At 44.1% G+C, this 17,028-nt stretch carries 17 protein-coding genes and 1 riboswitch; of the genes, 10 read left to right on the top strand and 7 right to left on the bottom strand.

Features of this window, described 5'->3' with window-relative positions; translation table 11 throughout:
- Position 1: 1 nt before the first annotated feature.
- From moaD to moaA, 3 genes are all read right to left on the bottom strand, one after another.
- Positions 2-253, bottom strand: coding sequence for a molybdopterin synthase sulfur carrier subunit (gene moaD / locus ACRN9H_RS06495; RefSeq protein WP_432312987.1), 252 nt, complete (start codon positions 251-253; stop codon positions 2-4).
- Positions 254-276: 23 nt separating this feature from the next.
- Positions 277-753, bottom strand: a complete 477-nt coding sequence (moaC, locus tag ACRN9H_RS06500) for a cyclic pyranopterin monophosphate synthase MoaC (RefSeq protein ID WP_006079755.1) — start codon at positions 751-753, stop codon at positions 277-279.
- A 95-nt stretch (positions 754-848) separates the two neighbouring features.
- A complete protein-coding gene (moaA, locus tag ACRN9H_RS06505) occupies positions 849-1,829 on the bottom strand; it encodes a GTP 3',8-cyclase MoaA (protein ID WP_432312988.1) in 981 nt (326 codons plus the stop codon).
- Positions 1,817-1,950: riboswitch (molybdenum cofactor riboswitch) on the bottom strand. Its footprint overlaps the gene before it by 13 nt.
- A gap of 247 nt (positions 1,951-2,197) precedes the next feature.
- On the opposite strand from moaA, the gene ACRN9H_RS06510 reads away from it, so the two are divergent.
- The gene (locus tag ACRN9H_RS06510) at positions 2,198-3,847 is read left to right on the top strand and encodes an electron transfer flavoprotein-ubiquinone oxidoreductase (RefSeq protein ID WP_432312989.1); all 1,650 of its coding nucleotides are present in this window, start codon (positions 2,198-2,200) and stop codon (positions 3,845-3,847) included.
- Between the two features lie 344 nt (positions 3,848-4,191).
- Complete coding sequence (locus ACRN9H_RS06515; protein WP_263188100.1) at positions 4,192-6,108, top strand: methyl-accepting chemotaxis protein; 1,917 nt, start codon at positions 4,192-4,194, stop codon at positions 6,106-6,108.
- Positions 6,109-6,193: 85 nt separating this feature from the next.
- Here ACRN9H_RS06515 and ACRN9H_RS06520 read toward each other — a convergent pair whose 3' ends face one another.
- From ACRN9H_RS06520 to ACRN9H_RS06530, 3 genes are all read right to left on the bottom strand, one after another.
- Positions 6,194-6,550, bottom strand: coding sequence for a DUF4870 domain-containing protein (locus ACRN9H_RS06520; protein WP_220771982.1), 357 nt, complete (start codon positions 6,548-6,550; stop codon positions 6,194-6,196).
- A gap of 37 nt (positions 6,551-6,587) precedes the next feature.
- Positions 6,588-7,283, bottom strand: a complete 696-nt coding sequence (locus tag ACRN9H_RS06525; RefSeq protein ID WP_432306032.1) for an MOSC domain-containing protein — start codon at positions 7,281-7,283, stop codon at positions 6,588-6,590.
- Between the two features lie 303 nt (positions 7,284-7,586).
- Positions 7,587-8,438: a PfkB family carbohydrate kinase gene (locus ACRN9H_RS06530; protein WP_432312990.1), complete on the bottom strand. Its 852-nt coding sequence runs from the start codon at positions 8,436-8,438 to the stop codon at positions 7,587-7,589.
- Positions 8,439-8,789: 351 nt separating this feature from the next.
- Here ACRN9H_RS06530 and ACRN9H_RS06535 point away from each other — a divergent pair, with 351 nt between their 5' ends.
- Positions 8,790-8,972, top strand: coding sequence for a hypothetical protein (locus tag ACRN9H_RS06535; RefSeq protein ID WP_432312991.1), 183 nt, complete (start codon positions 8,790-8,792; stop codon positions 8,970-8,972).
- Between the two features lie 18 nt (positions 8,973-8,990).
- On the opposite strand, the gene ACRN9H_RS06540 is transcribed toward ACRN9H_RS06535, so the two are convergent.
- Positions 8,991-9,386, bottom strand: coding sequence for a hypothetical protein (locus ACRN9H_RS06540; protein WP_432312992.1), 396 nt, complete (start codon positions 9,384-9,386; stop codon positions 8,991-8,993).
- Between the two features lie 374 nt (positions 9,387-9,760).
- Here ACRN9H_RS06540 and ovoA point away from each other — a divergent pair, with 374 nt between their 5' ends.
- The 7 genes from ovoA to ACRN9H_RS06575 all read left to right on the top strand — a co-directional run bounded on the left by ovoA (position 9,761) and on the right by ACRN9H_RS06575 (position 16,878).
- A complete protein-coding gene (ovoA, locus tag ACRN9H_RS06545) occupies positions 9,761-11,875 on the top strand; it encodes a 5-histidylcysteine sulfoxide synthase (protein ID WP_432312993.1) in 2,115 nt (704 codons plus the stop codon).
- Positions 11,876-12,123: 248 nt separating this feature from the next.
- Entirely contained in the window at positions 12,124-12,435 is a 312-nt protein-coding gene (locus ACRN9H_RS06550; protein ID WP_432312994.1) for a pyrimidine/purine nucleoside phosphorylase, read from the top strand.
- A gap of 287 nt (positions 12,436-12,722) precedes the next feature.
- A complete protein-coding gene (locus ACRN9H_RS06555) occupies positions 12,723-13,319 on the top strand; it encodes a TetR/AcrR family transcriptional regulator (RefSeq protein ID WP_432312995.1) in 597 nt (198 codons plus the stop codon).
- A gap of 181 nt (positions 13,320-13,500) precedes the next feature.
- Entirely contained in the window at positions 13,501-14,658 is a 1,158-nt protein-coding gene (locus ACRN9H_RS06560) for an iron-containing alcohol dehydrogenase (RefSeq protein WP_226059429.1), read from the top strand.
- 59 nt (positions 14,659-14,717) lie between these two features.
- Positions 14,718-15,410, top strand: a complete 693-nt coding sequence (locus ACRN9H_RS06565; RefSeq protein ID WP_011982143.1) for a type 1 glutamine amidotransferase domain-containing protein — start codon at positions 14,718-14,720, stop codon at positions 15,408-15,410.
- 124 nt (positions 15,411-15,534) lie between these two features.
- Positions 15,535-16,161 carry a glutathione S-transferase family protein gene (locus tag ACRN9H_RS06570; RefSeq protein WP_432312996.1) on the top strand — a complete coding sequence of 209 codons (627 nt, stop codon included), beginning with the start codon at positions 15,535-15,537 and terminating at the stop codon, positions 16,159-16,161.
- A gap of 210 nt (positions 16,162-16,371) precedes the next feature.
- Positions 16,372-16,878, top strand: a complete 507-nt coding sequence (locus ACRN9H_RS06575) for a DUF4124 domain-containing protein (RefSeq protein WP_432312997.1) — start codon at positions 16,372-16,374, stop codon at positions 16,876-16,878.
- Positions 16,879-17,028 lie beyond the last annotated feature (150 nt).

Consider the following 17,028-nt stretch of genomic DNA (forward strand, 5'->3'; position numbering starts at 1 on the left):
ATTAGCCTCCGGTGACGGGTGGAAAGAAAGCGACTTCATCGCCATCTTTAATAGGCGCATCCCACTGGCTCATGGTTTGGTTTACTGCCACCAGCAACTTATCTGAGGTTAATACTTTTGCCCATTTTTCGTCAGTAACCGCTAGCATTGCCCGTAGTGCTTCGGCAGTTTGCGTTTGCTCGCTCGCCTCTACACTTAACTTGGCCGTGCCTAATAATTCTCGAACTTGAGCAAAAAACAACACGTTAATCATAATTTTCTCTCGTTTTTGATCCGCTAAACCTTAAAATGTCCCGACTTACCGCCACGTTTTTCCAGTAAGCGCACTTGGGAAATCACCATATCTTTTTGCACCGCTTTACACATATCGTAGATAGTTAACGCCGCCACAGAGGCCGCGGTTAAGGCTTCCATTTCTACGCCGGTTTTACCGGATAATTTGCATAGGCTAGTGATCCGCACGCGGTTATGTTCAGGCTGCGCCTCTAAATCAACCTCAACCTTAGTCAGCATGAGTGGATGACATAGAGGAATAAGATCTGAGGTTTTTTTAGCCGCTTGGATACCCGCAATACGCGCGGTCGCAAACACATCACCCTTATGGTGGCTACCACTCATAATCATTTCTAGGGTAGTGCTTGCCATCTCAATAAAGGCTTCTGCACGGGCTTCACGCTCGGTGACCGCTTTTTCGGTTACATCAACCATATGGGCATTGCCATCGGCATTAATATGAGTAAATACATTGCTCATTGGAGCGATCCTTTAATGTGAAGTCAAAACAAAGTGCAAGGAAAATTAGACTGATACCCGCGCTAAATCAACGGTGAAAGAACGAAAATCCTGCTCTAACCGCCAATTGAGGCAAGATGCTGAGTCACACCCGTGATGCCTTGATGCAAATAATGGGTTTCTTTCTTCTGGGCTAATTGACCGTGCAAACGCTCGATCAATTCTGCTTGTTGACTGGAGTGCTGCAGTAAATCACGTAAATCGACACCTGATTCGGTAAAGAGGCATAAATGTAACTTACCCTTAGCCGAGACTCGCAGACGATTGCAACTCGCACAGAAATTATTGGCATAGGGCATGATCAAACCAATACGCCCCTTGTAATCGCTGCGGCTAAAGTTTTGCGCAGGGCCATCATCGGCGCTCGGCGTATCTAAATGCCAACCATCCGCCAATAACTGGGCTTTAATATCTGCTCCCGCTAAATGGTGGGCTTCAAAATACTCACGGCCAAGGCCCGTTTCCATCAGCTCGATGAAACGTAAATCGATGGGTGTATTTTTAATCCAATGCAAAAAGCGGGGTAAATCTTTATCATTTAAGCCTTTAAGCAGTACGGCGTTAATCTTTACGCGCTCAAAACCAGCCGTCAGAGCAGCATCAATGCCCCGCATCACTTCGTCGAATTTATTCTCGCCAGTGATCTGGTAAAACATTTTAGGATCTAAACTATCCACAGAGACATTGATACGGCGTAGACCCGCATCAAACCATTCTTTGGCATGTTTTTCGAGTCGATAACCGTTAGTAGTAGTTGCGATATTTTTAATATCACGATTGTCGGCTACCACACGAATAATATCGGTGAAGTCTTTACGCAGGGTAGGTTCACCACCAGTAATGCGGATTTTTTGGGTGCCGACTTGACCAAATGCAGAAACGAGATTTTCTATCTCATTAAGCGATAAGAATTTAGGCTTGCCATCAGGATGATAACCGTCGGGGAGGCAATAACTGCATTTAAAGTTGCAAACGTCAGTAACTGACATGCGTAAATAGTGAAATTTTCGACCAAAGCTGTCTTGTAATTGAGACATGATCACCTTTCCAAGTGTGGGAGGCGAGAGCATTTCTTATCCCGCCCCGGTGGCATTATTACCACGGCTACACCTCCATATTTTTCAACTTAGGCAGGCAAGCTCGGAGAACCGTCGCCGATGATTATAGGCCGAAAGTACTCACTAGCTATACCCCTAAACAGGTATTTATTTATCTAAACTTCACTAGCGTGAATAATCTGTGACAGCCCTCACCTTAAGATTTGTACTCAAGAAGACTCAACAATGGCTTAATCCACTGTGACCTTATCTTATTTTCAGGTAAGGTGGTACAAACAATAAAACGCCCGTTTACAAACGACAACACTCGATAGAAATCGGGGAAACGTAAAGGAAGAGGTGAACTAATGGAACGCGAATCAATGGAATTCGATGTTGTGATCGTGGGTGCAGGTCCAGCGGGCTTAGCAACTGCGTGTCGATTAATGCAAATATCACAGGATTCAGGTAAAGAAATTACTGTCTGCGTGGTTGAGAAAGGCTCAGAAGTGGGTGCACATATCCTGTCTGGCGCAGTGTTCGAAGCAAAAGTCCTTAGTGAGCTATTTAGCGACTGGCGCGAAAAAGATGCCCCAGTAAAAAATGCTGTCACTCAAGACGAAATCTATTTATTGAACTCTGCCACCGATGGCAAAGTCATGCCGAATGCTTTTGTGCCAAAAACGATGCACAACGACGGTAATTTTATTATCAGTGTCGGTAACCTGTCACGCTGGCTTGCGGGCCGCGCAGAAGAGCTCGGCGTTGAAATATTCCCAGGTTTTGCGGCAAGTGAATTACTGTTTAACGACGATAATAGCGTTAAAGGTATTTTGATTGGCGATATGGGCATAGGCGCCGATGGCAAACCGAAAGACAGTTATATGCCGGGTATGGAGCTACATGCAAAATACACTGTCTTTTCTGAAGGTTGCCGTGGCCACTTAGGTAAGCAACTGATCGAAAAATATCATTTAGATAATGGTAAAACACCTCAACATTATGGCTTAGGTTTCAAAGAAATTTGGAAGGTCCCTGCCGAGCAACATGAGCTAGGTAAAGTGGTTCACACTGGGGGCTGGCCATTAACCGAGGGCTCATCTGGCGGCGGCTTCCTTTATCATATGGAAGACAACCAAATTGCGGTTGGGCTTATTATCGATTTGAACTATAAGAATCCGCATCTTAGCCCATTTGATGAATTTCAGCGTTACAAAACTCACCCTGTGATCGCCAAATATTTAACTGGTGGCGAACGTCTTAGCTATGGCGCACGCGCAATCACTAAAGGCGGTTTAAACTCACTGCCTAAGATGAGTTTCCCTGGCGGCCTAATCATAGGCTGCAATGCAGGCACCTTGAACTTTGCTAAAATCAAAGGCACTCACACTGCGATGAAAAGCGGTATTGTCGCTGCAGAAACCTTAGGCAAAGCCATGATGGCGGGGGTCGAAGGCGGTAAAGATCTTGATTGTTTCCAAATTCATATAGAAGAAAGTTGGCTGCACGACGAATTATACAAATCGCGCAACTTTGGCCCTGCCATGCATAAGTTTGGCACTTACTTAGGTGGTGCCTTCAACTATATTGATCAAAACTGGTTTGGTGGAAGATTCCCAATAACATTGCGTGATGAACAGCCTGATTATGCACAAATGGCGCCAGTCAGTGCTTACAACAAGATTGATTATCCGAAACCAGATGGCAAGCTCAGTTTTGACAAATTGTCCTCAGTTTATCTATCGAGCACGTACCATGAGGAAGATCAGCCCTGCCATTTACGCCTAAAAGACAGCAATATTCCATTGGGTATTAATCTCACTCAATTTAATGAGCCAGCACAACGCTATTGCCCTGCAGGTGTATATGAAGTTATCGAAGAGGCGGGTCAGCCCAAATTTGTGATTAATGCGCAAAACTGTATTCACTGTAAAACCTGCGACATTAAAGACCCAAGCCAAAATATTACTTGGGTAACCCCAGAAGGTGGTGGTGGACCCAACTACCCTAATATGTAATAAATTATTATAAATATGTGAACCAAGGCGTCGAAATTGACGCCTTTTTCTTACCTAAAACACGAATAATTCACTCTTTTAGCTTGCCCTTGCTCACTACATTAGCCACAATCGCGGCATAAAAAGAGTCAGTTCTAAACACCGCTGTATTTCCGTCTATACTCTACATAATAAGATCTACTTCAATAGCAATAAGTTAGGCTAAAAAGCCTTGCTAACGCTGTTTTATTAACCAACCAATCTAGACTAAAGTTAACTTTTAACATTATTGTCCGATAATAATTATCGTACACGGTGCGTCGACCGCTAACTTACAATAGTCCAACAAAGGCATATTGATATTTATGATATTTAATAACCTCACCATTAAGCAGAAAATTCTGCTAACTGTTACATTTGCGGTACTACTGTCGACCATCCTTGTCGGTGTGTTAAGCCAGCGCAGCGCTAAAAATGTGGTCGAGCAACGTATGTTGGGTTCGGAACTGCCTAGCTTGATGATGCAGATCCGTAATAAGATCGATCTCGACATTTCCACCTTAATGAATGCTGCAGAACAACTCGCCAACAGCCGTATGTTACTGCAATGGCTAGAAGACGGTCGACCGCAGGACAAAGAAGCCATTGTCGTTGCCGAGCTGAAAGATATTTCTCGCCAATATAAATTAGTGCAGACCTCCTACGCAGACAAAGAAACTGCGGCTTATTACACTCAAGATGGCTTTTTACGTTTACTCGTCCCAGGGCCAGACGATTGGTTTTTTGGTTATCGCGATAGCGGTCAAGAGCGAATGTTAAACGTATTTACCGAGGCCAATGGTGAAGTTAAACTTTTTATTAACTATCAGCAGCCTAATGGTCGCGGCTTAGTAGGGCTGGCAAAATCACTTGATGATATGGTGAATTTACTGAACTCGTTTAAGATTGAAAAAACGGGTTTTATCTACTTAGTTGATGCTAAGGGAGGAGTTCAACTTCACCCCGATCCGAGCCAAATTGGTAAGAGCAACTTAAGCAGCCTATACAAAGGAGATAATTCAAGTTCATTATTAAATCGCAGTGATTTCAATCTGATCACTACCACGATCAATGGCGAAGAGATGCTGGTCGCCAGCAGTTATATCGCCTCAATGGATTGGTACCTCGTCGCACAAGTGCCTAAAGCTGAAGTCTTTGCACTATTAACTGATGCCGCCTATCAAATTTTAATGTGGACGCTATTCATTGCCGCAGGCTTTATTGCTCTGGCCGTATTAGTTGCCGGCTCAGTTAGCCGCCCTATTACACAAATTGCAGCAATGTTCCGTGATATAGGTGAAGGTGAAGGTGACTTACGCCAACGCTTACCCGTTAATGGTGAAGATGAAATAGCTCAACTGGCAAAAGGATTTAATAGCTTTATCAGCAAAATCCAAGAGACTGTGATTGAAGTTGCCGAAACTAGCGAGCAGCTCGGTTTTTCAGCTAAAGATGTGTCTAACCAAGCACAGCAAACGCTGGATGACAGCAACGAGCAAAAAGATCGCACTGTTATGGTGGTTACCGCCATTAACGAAATGGGTGCCACGGTTAACGAAATAGCCAGCAATGCCGCCCAAGCCGCGGTTGCCGCTAGAGATGCCGATACTGAAGCCAGCACTGGCCAAGTTGTCGTGACTCGCGCTCGAGATACCATTAACCAATTATCAAAAGACGTTGGCCAAGTGGGTGAAGTGATTGAGTCGCTCGCGACGCACACTAAATCCATCGGAGGCATTTTAGATGTGATCCGTGCAATCTCTGAACAAACTAACTTACTCGCTCTCAACGCTGCCATTGAAGCAGCGCGCGCAGGTGAGGCAGGACGCGGATTTGCCGTTGTTGCCGATGAAGTCCGGAACTTAGCATCACGGACTGCGGCATCAACCAACGAAGTGCAAGGCATGATCGACAAGCTGCAATCGGAAGCTAGCCGCGCAGTGAATGCGATGGCTCAAAGCCGCACCCGCTCACATGAAGGTGTGGTGGCTGTCGATGAAGCCAGCCAATCTTTGATTGGTATTAGCGATAGAATTGGCCTGATTAGCGACATGAATATCCAAGTCGCTGCCGCGACAGAAGAGCAATCTACCGTTGTTGAAGATATTAACCGTAACTTCACTGAAATCAACGACATTACTCAGCGCACGGCAGATACAGCACAAGCTGCAGCGCAAGCGAGTTTAGCCTTGAGTCAACTGTCGCATCGATTAGATTCTCTAGTGGCCAAGTTTAAGGTGTAATACCTGCTTTTTGCTCTATTCTTACTGCATAAAAACGCCTTAGATAGCAATATCTAAGGCGTTTTTATTTCACGTAATAACGCTATTAATCCATTGAAATAAATTTAATTGTCAGTGGGTATTTATACACTTTACCTTCGCTGGCTTTAATTATTGCCAGCACAGTACACACTAGATCTAATATGCCCAGTATGGCTAAAAAAATAAAACCGATACCCACAAACGCTAATACGCCACTGATGATCACATAAATCAGCAGGCTCAACTTAAAGTTCAGACAACTACGGCCACATTGATCGACAAATATCGACTCTTCGCGCTTCATTAGCCAGATAATTAATGGCCCAAGGATTGATCCTAACGGCACGAGATATCCTACAAAACTTGAGGCATACACCAGTAAACCAAAATCCTTATCGCTCTTTTTCACGGGCTCTATCATGAAATTATCTCTACTTTATCATTTTGAATATCAATACTTATTTGGCATTATTTCCGTACAAACGCATTTGCCAGTCTTCTATTGTTTGCAATGCTAAGCGGCGCCGCAAACTATTAACCCAACTCTGTGCTAAGCCCTCACAGGAAGCTAAACGTTCATAGGCATCGACATTGAAAGTAGGTGAGAAATACAGTGACATCGCTTCTGCTACGCTGATGTCGGTGCGGCGCTCAACTAATTCAATCTTATCGTTGAGATAGATTACCCCAGGAGTGAGTATTCGATAGAACCAACCGCATAACTGGCTCTGTTGCATAGCCAAGGCAAATTCTTTATGACCGAATTGCAGATTAAGCTTAAAGCAAGGTGAGCGGGGCTGGGTCACCTGCACTCTTACGGCACCAATTTGCAAAATATCACCAATATTTACCTGAGTTTCGTTAAGCCCAACTGTACTGATATTTTCTCCCATAGTGGGGGCATCTTCGAGCTGGGTGATTAAATCCCAACGCCGATACTGACCATAATGCTCACGGGGGAAATGATGAAGCACTCGATCGAGCCCGCCGTGGTGTTTAGGGTCAGCCTGTACATCACCCTCAGCATGCCCACTATGCACTAACAATTGTTGGGCCGATTGCTTGCCATTAATACCGCTAATCACGCCGGCGATCGTTTCAAGCTCTGCCCCTAAGTACAATCCGGATAACTTATTAATCAGCAACGTTGACATCTACCACTCCCTATCCATGGACTATCAAGCACTATTCGTTTTTCAAATGCAATGAATTGATTTATATGAAATAACTTAAATTTGATTGCGTTATAACCGTATAATATTTCAGTCATCGACCTATTTTAAGAATAGGATAACTTTATTTTGAGCAAAAAAATGCCCCGTTACGAAAACGAGGCAAAATGATGCACTAACAAATGGGGAAAAAGCACAATAAAACATCAGTGTCACTCATAACAAAATAAACTCTAGCAAATACAGATGACAAAAAAATGACTCAAACAGAACACAACCAATTTATTATGCTGTTGCCTTACTCGCTAAATACTGTTTCAGCGCCTCTCCCGGAACAGAGCTATCTGTCGCGACCGCAAAGGCAGCCCACACGGCGCCTTCGGCCATAGCCTGAGTAATCGACTCGCCACAACATAGGCTATGGATAAGTCCTGCAGCATAGGCATCACCCGCACCTGTAGTATCAACAACGTTTGCAGGGACTGCGGCAACATGTTGTACATTATCCTGGGTATAGACCTTAGCGCCGTTGATGCCATCAGTAACCACAAAATAACGCAATGCACTGCCGCCAATGCTCACGCCATATTCCCAAGATGCGGCATCACAACGCCCCTGCATATCACTCACAGATGCCAATAAAATATGGCAAGGTCTTGGCCTATCGTCTTTAGCCAGTTGCGCCACCACAAGGCAATGTTCTAAGGCGGTTTTCGCCCAGCTAACAGAACCTTCAGCTGAAGTATTAAAATACAGCGCATTCCATGATTGCCATTTTGGTGGTACCGACAACTCAAATATGGGTCTTTGTGGTCGAATAATCGTGCGCTCGCCATCTGGCGTCATTACGAGCAGCATTTCGCAGGTATTACCCACACGGCGCTGCACTAAACGGCAGTCGAGCCCTTGAGTGTTGGCCTCAGCAATAAGCCAATCCCCCATATCATCACGGCCAACTTGACTAACAAGTGCAACGCTATGTCCGGCCCATACTAAGCCTAATCCAGTGTTTGCGCCGCCGCCGCCGAGCCGCTGCCCCCCATCCTGATAATGGAAGCGTCCACCGGTTTTTAAAGGTTTATCAAGTAGTAAAATCCGGTCACAATTAAGATTGGCCACTAACAGAATATTCGCCATTACACGACTCCAAGGGGCAAAAACACAATGCCAGAGAATTAAAGTCCCTCAATCTAGAACAAAATACGCATAGGTACAATCCAATCATTACGATAGAAATAGAATAAGAACATCACTGCATACGTGTGTAAGCATTTGTCCCATATAAGATGAAGTAAAATATTAAATAGCGTGCGGTATATCACAGTGCAAAAAAAGTAACCAATTGTTTATGTTAAACTTAAAAAATAAAACAGGTCTACCTGGTGATTTATTCAAACTAAATAAGAATCTGTACCATTAAATCTAAATAAACAGAGTTAACATATGTATCAATTATGTTTCTCAACGTTTTGAATGGAATCAAACGCTATGCTAATGGAAAGATGGGATACGATTGAGGAGAGAACAGAGCAACTGCGACGTTATCAGCTCTGTTTAGAGGAGTTTGCAGCGCTAGACTTTTATGACAACTATGTCGCACAGATTAAACAAGACTATCAACAACTGACAGAAACAGTAAAAGTGCAGCCAACGCCAATATCAGAGCGTTAACTGCACTTAACTATTCAATTACTTTTTTGGCGTTAATGGTGATAAAGCCGCAAATGTTACGGTTAATTGCCAATCGGTAATAACCATATCAGAAGGTTGCCAACTGTCATCAACCCACTCATAAACCAAGCCAGGGTTTTCCTCTGCATTAACTAGCAAGCGACGTCCATCTCGCAACACCAGTGTATAATCGAGCCCCTGCGCATCGACACTCTCAATATCCCCCAAGACACTGTGATGAATCGCCGAGATCGTACCCGTTGCCTTAACGGCATCGCCGCCCTCTTTACCGCTATAAAACTTTAACGCCTCGTTTGCGGCAGTCTGGTGAAAAACAAACTCCTCAGCAACCCCCACTACGATCGACGGATCAAGCTCATACCAAGCGGGTATCCATAATGCGTTAATTGTCATCCCGTTATATCCTGCATAATAATTTTACGGACTGGCTCATTCTGCCTTAACCCCGTCAGAGAAAATACTCTTCAAGGATAAAATAATTTTAATCTCAATAAAGAATGGGGTAGCAAACTTGAATAGAACACTTCTTTTGCAAGAAAAACCAATATAAAGGGGTCATATCGAGTATAGACACTTAGAATGGACATCCGTGCAGGACATCGATGAATGCCCAAAGTCTCTGTTAGTTTGTTTTATCGTTGGCATTGAGTCGCCACATAAGCCAACAAAGTGATCCTGAGCCCAGTAATAACGTATAAAGTCACACACGATAGATTAATGTTCCCATGCTTGCACCGCAGGCCGATGAATACGGAGTTTACTTGCCTATGGATAAGCCTATAACGCAAGCCCCTCAAACCCTAAAACTAATGGGTGAAAGTGAGGCTAAAAAGCGTCAAGAGCTTAAACTTTATTTTAATCAAACATGGGCTCTATATGAGTCGCTGTTTAATTTAATCCAAGAAGATAGCGCCTATTACCTTAAAGCCGAACCGCTACGCCATCCGTTAATCTTTTATTTTGGGCATACGGCCACTTTTTACATTAACAAGCTCAAGCTCGGAAAGTTTCTCGATGAACGTGTCAATGACAACTTCGAATCCATGTTTGCCATTGGTGTCGATGAAATGTCTTGGGATGACTTGAACGATCAACATTACCCATGGCCAAAGGTTGCGCAAGTGCACGCCTATCGTCAACAAGTTAGCGCTGTGGTGAATCGCATTATTGATGAAATGCCACTGGCGCTGCCGATCACACAAGACAGCCCAGCTTGGATTATTTTGATGGGCATTGAACATGAGCGCATTCACTTAGAAACCTCATCAGTGATTATCCGCCAGCTGCCGCTAGAATATGTTGCTGCAAGCCAGCTTTGGCCCGCATGCCAAGATGTAGGCAGTGCTGAGACAAACCACTTAATTGCCGTAAAAGGTAAAAAAATTACCTTAGGTAAACCAGAGCAAGACCAGACCTATGGCTGGGATAACGAATACGGTAATAAAACATTTAACGTTGCCGACTTTAAAGCCTCGCAGTTTTTAGTCTCGAACCAAGAGTATTTAGCGTTCATCGAAGCGGGGGGTTATCAATCAGCACAATTTTGGAATGAAGAAGGCCAAGCTTGGCTCAACTATACCCAAGCGAAAATGCCACGTTTTTGGCGATTACAGCAGGATAAATGGTGGCAACGTAACTTAACGGAAGAAATCCCACTACCGTTAAACTGGCCAGTTGAGGTCAATCAGCTGGAAGCCAAAGCTTTTTGCAATTGGAAAGCCGAGCAAAAGCAAAGTAATATCCGTCTACTAACTGAAGCGGAGTGGTCGATTTTACGTGAGAACATACCCGCTGATGCTCCCGATTGGCAGGAAGTACCGGGCAATATCTCTTTGGCTTATTACGCTTCTTCCTGCCCTGTAAATCGTTTTGCGCATAATGGTTTTTTTGATATTGTCGGCAATGTTTGGCAGTGGACAGAAACCGCTATCGACGGCTTTAATGGCTTTGCCGTACACCCACTCTATGATGATTTCTCCACGCCAACCTTTGATGGTAAGCATAATCTCATTAAAGGTGGTTCGTGGATTTCCACAGGCAATGAAGCCATTGCTTCGTCACGTTATGCGTTTCGTCGACATTTTTATCAACATGCTGGCTTCCGCTATGTGGAATCCACGCAAAACCCTACCCAAATGGCCGAGGTCAATGTGTACGAAACCGATGAACTGATCTCCCAATACCTTGAGTTCCACTATGGTGCCGAATATTTTGGTGTACCTAACTTCTGCGTTAATGGCGTACAACAAGTGCTGGCTGAAATTCAACTCACTCACACAAGTAAAGCGTTGGATATTGGCTGCTCCGTTGGCCGAGCGAGTTTTGAGCTGGCAAAAGTGTTTGACTACGTCGATGGAATCGACTTCTCGGCACGCTTTATTCAACAAGCGTATGCACTAACCGAGCAAGGTGAGAAGCGTTATACCATTCGTACCGAGGGCGATTTACAGGAGTTTAAGAGCGCAAACTTAGCCAAGTTAGGTTATGGCCCAGAAGCTAAAAAAGTGAACTTTATGCAGGGTGATGCGGGTAATTTAAAGCCCATGTTTACCGGTTATGATTTAGTGTATGCCTCTAATTTAATTGACCGATTAAACGATCCTAAGTACTTTTTAACCAGTATTGCCCAGCGGATTAATCAAGGTGGATACCTTGTCATTGCCTCGCCATACACTTGGTTAGAGGACTATACCCCTAAGGATAAATGGCTCGGTGGCGTAAAAGTCAAAGGTGAGAACTTCACCACGTTAGATGGGTTAACTGAAACCTTAATTGGTCAATTTGAACTGGTTGCAGTGAAAGAGATTCCGTTTGTGATCCGCGAGACTAAACGTAAATTCCAACATTCGATTTCAGAAATGACCATTTGGCGTAAGCGTTAATCCTTACTCCTGCCTCGATAAATAATGCAAAAAAGCATCTGTCAGTAATCTATTTCTGGCAGATGCTTACTCTTCATCAGTAGATTTATGCCGTAAACACCTTCTTCACAACAGGTAAATATACTATCAGTCGACATTAAACTCGCATTAATACTCAACATGTATTCTCATGCCCACCAAAATAATATATGGATGTTTACTAAATATGCATATAAATTCAGTTAACATTTATTTGTAGAGGATTAACCATGAGTTTGCTCGAGAACGTATCTGTAGCTAAAAAAGCCAATATTTATTTTGATGGTAAAGTCGCCAGTCGTAGCGTGTTTTTTGCCGATGGTAGCAAACAAACCTTAGGCGTAGTGCAGCCTGGTGAATATGAGTTTTCGACTTCTCAAGGTGAAATCATGGCGGTGATTAGCGGCCGTTTTGAGGTGTTGCTACCAGAAACGACCACTTGGCAAGAATTTAGCGAAGGAACTCAGTTTGAGCTTGCTGCAAATGTCAGCTTTAAAATTCGTAACACTGCCATTGCAGAGTACTGTTGCAGCTACCTCTAATCATCTTGATTGAGTAAAAGTTTCAATATCAATTATGAATCTAATGCTCACAGTGACGGTTTATCTCAGCACTGTGGGTATTTTGTCCTACCGAACCATTTCTCCTTGCCACAATTTCACCCTCTGCATGCTTTATCCGTCTGGCTTTTTATCAATTTGATAGCTTTATTAGGCAGACCCAAGACAGTTTAAACCTCGCGACTTAAAGAAGACTAAATCGAGCGTGTTGACATCGCCGATAAAAACAACACTAGACGACCGGTCTATTTTGATTTACCCTAGACCACATGAAAATTGAAACTCAATCCACTCGCCAGCACATTCTCGACATCGGCTATAAGCTGATCGTACGAAAAGGCTTCTCCAGCGTCGGCTTATCGCTACTGCTGCAGGCCGCCGAAGTGCCTAAAGGCTCGTTCTACCATTACTTCAAATCCAAAGAACAATTTGGTGAAGCGCTGATTACTGATTATTTTGATAAATATCAAATAGCGTTAGACGCATTATTTAATGACTCGACACTGACTGGCTATCAGCGCTTAATGCAGTACTGGCAACAATGGTTGCACGTACAAGCAGATGGCTGCGTAGATCAAAAATGCCTCGTCGTGAAACTCAGTGCCGAAGTGGCCGATTTATCCGAAGCCATGCGAGTTGCCTTACTGAAAGGTTCCGCTGGCATCATAGACAGGTTAACCACTTGTGTTCACGTTGGCATAAACGACAGTTCAATCGCCGAGCAAGATCCGCAATCGACCGCTGAAATGCTGTATCACATGTGGTTAGGTGCCAGCTTAATGAACAAGTTAGGCCACAGCCCCGCGGCACTCGAACGTGCGCTCGTGACGACTAAAGCCATTTTAACGCCTAAAACGGCCCTTTAACTTAATACCGATTCAAAACCAATATTTGCTGATATCAGTCAGCCGATTTTTAAAGAATACATTTTCACGCCACAAAATTAGACGACTGGTCTACTAATTTAACGGGCGATTAATTAACGCAGCGCATTTAACACTGCTAATTTAAAGTAGCTCACTTAAAGTAATAAGGGATAAATCATCCATGCTAAATTTTAACTATTACAACCCAACCCGTATCCGTTTTGGTAAAGACACTATCGCCGAAATTGATGCTTTAGTACCGAGCGATGCTAAAGTCATGATCTTATTTGGCGGCAGCAGCGCCAGAAAAACAGGCACGCTAGATGAAGTTAAGCAGTCATTGGGTAATCGTTTCGTCGTCGAGTTCGATGGCATTGAGCCAAACCCAACCTATGAAACCTTAATGAAAGCCGTTGCTCAAGTGCGCGAACAGAAGATCGACTTCCTCCTCGCAGTGGGTGGTGGCTCTGTTATCGATGGCACTAAATTTGTTGCCGCTGCAGCAGTATTCGAAGGTGAACCTTGGGATATTCTCACTAGCTGGGGCGCAAAAGTAACGCAAGCTATGCCTTTTGGCTCAGTATTAACCTTGCCAGCAACGGGTTCAGAAATGAACAACGCCAGCGTAGTAACCAGAAAATCACTGCAAGCTAAGCTGCCATTCCGTAATGACTTGGTTTATCCACAATTCTCAATACTTGATCCGACGAAAACCTTCACCCTGCCAGAACGCCAAGTGGCCAACGGTGTCGTCGATGCTTTTGTACACATCACAGAGCAATACTTAACTTACCCAGTCAACGCCGCCGTACAGGACAGATTTGCCGAAGGTCTGTTACAAACCTTAATTGAGCTTGGTCCACAAGTGCTAGTTCAACCCGAAGATTACGACATTCGCGCGAACTTAATGTGGGTTGCCACTATGGCACTCAACGGCACGATTGGCGTCGGCGTTCCCCACGACTGGGCAACCCACATGATAGGCCATGAACTGACTGCGCTTTACGATATCGACCATGCGCGTACATTGGCAATCGTATTGCCTGCACTACTGCAATGTACAAAAGAGGCTAAGCGCGAAAAGTTACTCCAATACGCAGACCGAGTGTGGCACATCAACACAGGTACCGATGACGAGCGCATCGATGCCGCTATTGCAAAAACTAAGGCTTTCTTCGAAGCCATGGGCATTCCGACACATTTATCTGCCTATGATCTCGATGCCAGCCACGTTGATACCGTAGTGAAACAGCTTGAACTGCACGGCATGGTGGCACTCGGCGAACATGGCAACATTAACCCAGCCATGAGCCGTGACATTTTGACCTTAGCCCTATAACGTCAAATGAACTAAACCCAAAGCTCACACGTATTGATGTGAGCAACTTAGGTAAAGGTATGAAAATGAATATATTAATGGTACTTACATCACACGATAAACTCGGCGACACAGGTTTAAAAACCGGCTTTTGGCTCGAAGAATTCGCCTCACCTTTTTATGAGTTTAAAGATAAAGGTTTTGACATTACCTTAGCCTCGCCATTGGGCGGTCAACCCCCGCTCGATCCAAAAAGTGATGAGCCAGACTTTCAAACTGAAGCCACTGCGCGCTTCAGCAAAGATCCTGAGGCACAAGCACTGCTAGCAAATACCACTCGCTTAAGTGAAATTAACGCAGCAGATTATGATGCGGTTTTCTATCCTGGCGGCCACGGCCCATTGTGGGATCTTGCCGAAGATAAACATTCTATCGCCTTGATTGAACAGTTCTATCAAGCGAATAAACCCCTAGGGCTCGTCTGTCATGCGCCTGCGGCACTGCTGCACCCTAAAGCCAGTGATGGTAAGCCATTGGTCAGCGGCAAGCGCGTTACCGGTTTCAGTAATTCTGAAGAAGAAGCCGTGCAACTTACTCATATCGTGCCATTTTTAGTCGAAGACATGCTACAGAAAAACGGCGGCACTTATGTCAAAGGTGATGATTGGACAAGCTTTGTTGTCGCAGATGGCCATTTGATCACAGGTCAAAACCCAGGATCATCCGAAGCCGTTGCGCAGGCCATCGTCGCGCAACTGAACGCTAGAGGCTAATAACATGCTGCACACTCAACTTAAAATAAATTAGGACAAGTGTGCTAACAACGCTAAAAATTGCTATCGCACCATAATAGTGCGATAGCAATAAAATGTACTCTCACGATAGAAAGGGAAGCCCATGATCACCTTGCACCATCTTAATAAATCACGCTCTAAACGTATCATCTGGTTGCTAGAAGAACTGGGTCAACCTTATCAAATTAAGTGTTATCAGCGTGATAGCCAGACTTTTCTCGCGCCACCTGAACTTAAGCAAATTCATCCATTAGGCAAATCACCCGTTATCGAAATGGACGGCCAAGTGATAGCCGAGTCGGGCGCGATCACAGAGTATCTGATTGAAAAATTTGCCGCTGATAGCTTAGCGCCAGCAAGAGACAGCGCTGACTACATCAATTATCTACAATGGTTACACTTTGCCGAAAGCTCGGCTATGTTGCCTTTGTTATTGCGCATATTCGTGCAAAAGGACGGCTGTAAAACCAATTTCCTTGAAGGTTATGCGGCGATAGAGGTCAGTAAAATTAGCCACTACTTCAATGATATGTTGGCAGGCAAAAGCTACTTGGTGGCAGACAAGCTCACTGGGGCAGATATCATGATGTCATTCGTGGTAGAGCTATTAGCGAACAGTGGCGACCTTGCTAAATTTGAACATATTCAACGCTATGCTACTCAATTATCGCAACATGCCGGATGGGCTAAAGCGAATCAAATCGAGCAAGATCTCGACGTAAGCGTATAATTTCTGCGTTAAGCTCGGGCGCATAGCAGATGAGTGCCCGTGCTTTGCAAAAAATGAAATCCCGTCTCCCCCAGCCTCGCTTTTCTTCCCCACTATAGACCTTCTATCCGGCGACAACCCTAACCGCTGATACTAAACAAACATCATGATTTTTAGTAGAAAAGAGTCTAATCTTGATCAACTCCATTTAAACACGACAAGGACCTTAGCATGCGCTCACTCACACTCATCGGCTTAATGCTATTTAGTATGTTGGCTCAGGCAGTTGTTTATAAATGGGTTGATAAGGATGGTAAAGTCCACTACTCCGATGAACCACAGCCTGATGCTAAAATTGTGGAGTTAAAGGATAAAACCTTAAATCAAATTACCTTACCGCAGCCAAAAACAGATATGGATGATGCTAGTCAAGCAATTGAATCTATTAAATATCAAGTCAACATTGCCGCTCCGAATGAAGAGGAAACCGTCAGAGATAATAATGGTGATTTTGAGGTAGTTGCGACCATCACACCAGAGCTTAAAGGCCAATATTTAATGGCTATCAAACTCGATGGCAAACCTATTGGTCAACCGCAAATAGGCAATGTTTTTCAACTTAAAAACATCGACAGAGGTCAACATACCTTAGTCGTTGACGCTATGACTCAAAACGGCAAAGTCTTTGCATCAAGTCCACCAAGAAAGATATTTCTTCATCAAGCAACTAAGCGTTAATCATATCAATATTGGGTTTAAATTCAGTTTAAAGACTTTAAATACATAATGTTAGATTAGCATTGATATCTTAAACCGTTTGATAAAGCCAAGTTGCAGCTCGCACCAGATTGGTGCAACATAGCGGTGCAACCTTATTTCTAGGAACGG

Origin of the sequence: Shewanella sp. MF08487, assembly GCF_050848685.1 — a bacterium.
GTDB lineage: Bacteria > Pseudomonadota > Gammaproteobacteria > Enterobacterales > Shewanellaceae > Shewanella > Shewanella glacialipiscicola.

What these genes read in the sequence shown, in the direction of transcription:
- moaD (WP_432312987.1), bottom strand. Translation starts at nt 253, where the DNA reads ATGATTAACGTGTTGTTTTTTGCTCAAGTTCGAGAATTATTAGGCACG.
- moaC (WP_006079755.1), bottom strand. Translation starts at nt 753, where the DNA reads ATGAGCAATGTATTTACTCATATTAATGCCGATGGCAATGCCCATATG.
- moaA (WP_432312988.1), bottom strand. Translation starts at nt 1,829, where the DNA reads ATGTCTCAATTACAAGACAGCTTTGGTCGAAAATTTCACTATTTACGC.
- ACRN9H_RS06510 (WP_432312989.1), top strand. Translation starts at nt 2,198, where the DNA reads ATGGAACGCGAATCAATGGAATTCGATGTTGTGATCGTGGGTGCAGGT.
- ACRN9H_RS06515 (WP_263188100.1), top strand. Translation starts at nt 4,192, where the DNA reads ATGATATTTAATAACCTCACCATTAAGCAGAAAATTCTGCTAACTGTT.
- ACRN9H_RS06520 (WP_220771982.1), bottom strand. Translation starts at nt 6,550, where the DNA reads ATGATAGAGCCCGTGAAAAAGAGCGATAAGGATTTTGGTTTACTGGTG.
- ACRN9H_RS06525 (WP_432306032.1), bottom strand. Translation starts at nt 7,283, where the DNA reads ATGTCAACGTTGCTGATTAATAAGTTATCCGGATTGTACTTAGGGGCA.
- ACRN9H_RS06530 (WP_432312990.1), bottom strand. Translation starts at nt 8,438, where the DNA reads ATGGCGAATATTCTGTTAGTGGCCAATCTTAATTGTGACCGGATTTTA.
- ACRN9H_RS06535 (WP_432312991.1), top strand. Translation starts at nt 8,790, where the DNA reads ATGCTAATGGAAAGATGGGATACGATTGAGGAGAGAACAGAGCAACTG.
- ACRN9H_RS06540 (WP_432312992.1), bottom strand. Translation starts at nt 9,386, where the DNA reads ATGACAATTAACGCATTATGGATACCCGCTTGGTATGAGCTTGATCCG.
- ovoA (WP_432312993.1), top strand. Translation starts at nt 9,761, where the DNA reads ATGGATAAGCCTATAACGCAAGCCCCTCAAACCCTAAAACTAATGGGT.
- ACRN9H_RS06550 (WP_432312994.1), top strand. Translation starts at nt 12,124, where the DNA reads ATGAGTTTGCTCGAGAACGTATCTGTAGCTAAAAAAGCCAATATTTAT.
- ACRN9H_RS06555 (WP_432312995.1), top strand. Translation starts at nt 12,723, where the DNA reads ATGAAAATTGAAACTCAATCCACTCGCCAGCACATTCTCGACATCGGC.
- ACRN9H_RS06560 (WP_226059429.1), top strand. Translation starts at nt 13,501, where the DNA reads ATGCTAAATTTTAACTATTACAACCCAACCCGTATCCGTTTTGGTAAA.
- ACRN9H_RS06565 (WP_011982143.1), top strand. Translation starts at nt 14,718, where the DNA reads ATGAAAATGAATATATTAATGGTACTTACATCACACGATAAACTCGGC.
- ACRN9H_RS06570 (WP_432312996.1), top strand. Translation starts at nt 15,535, where the DNA reads ATGATCACCTTGCACCATCTTAATAAATCACGCTCTAAACGTATCATC.
- ACRN9H_RS06575 (WP_432312997.1), top strand. Translation starts at nt 16,372, where the DNA reads ATGCGCTCACTCACACTCATCGGCTTAATGCTATTTAGTATGTTGGCT.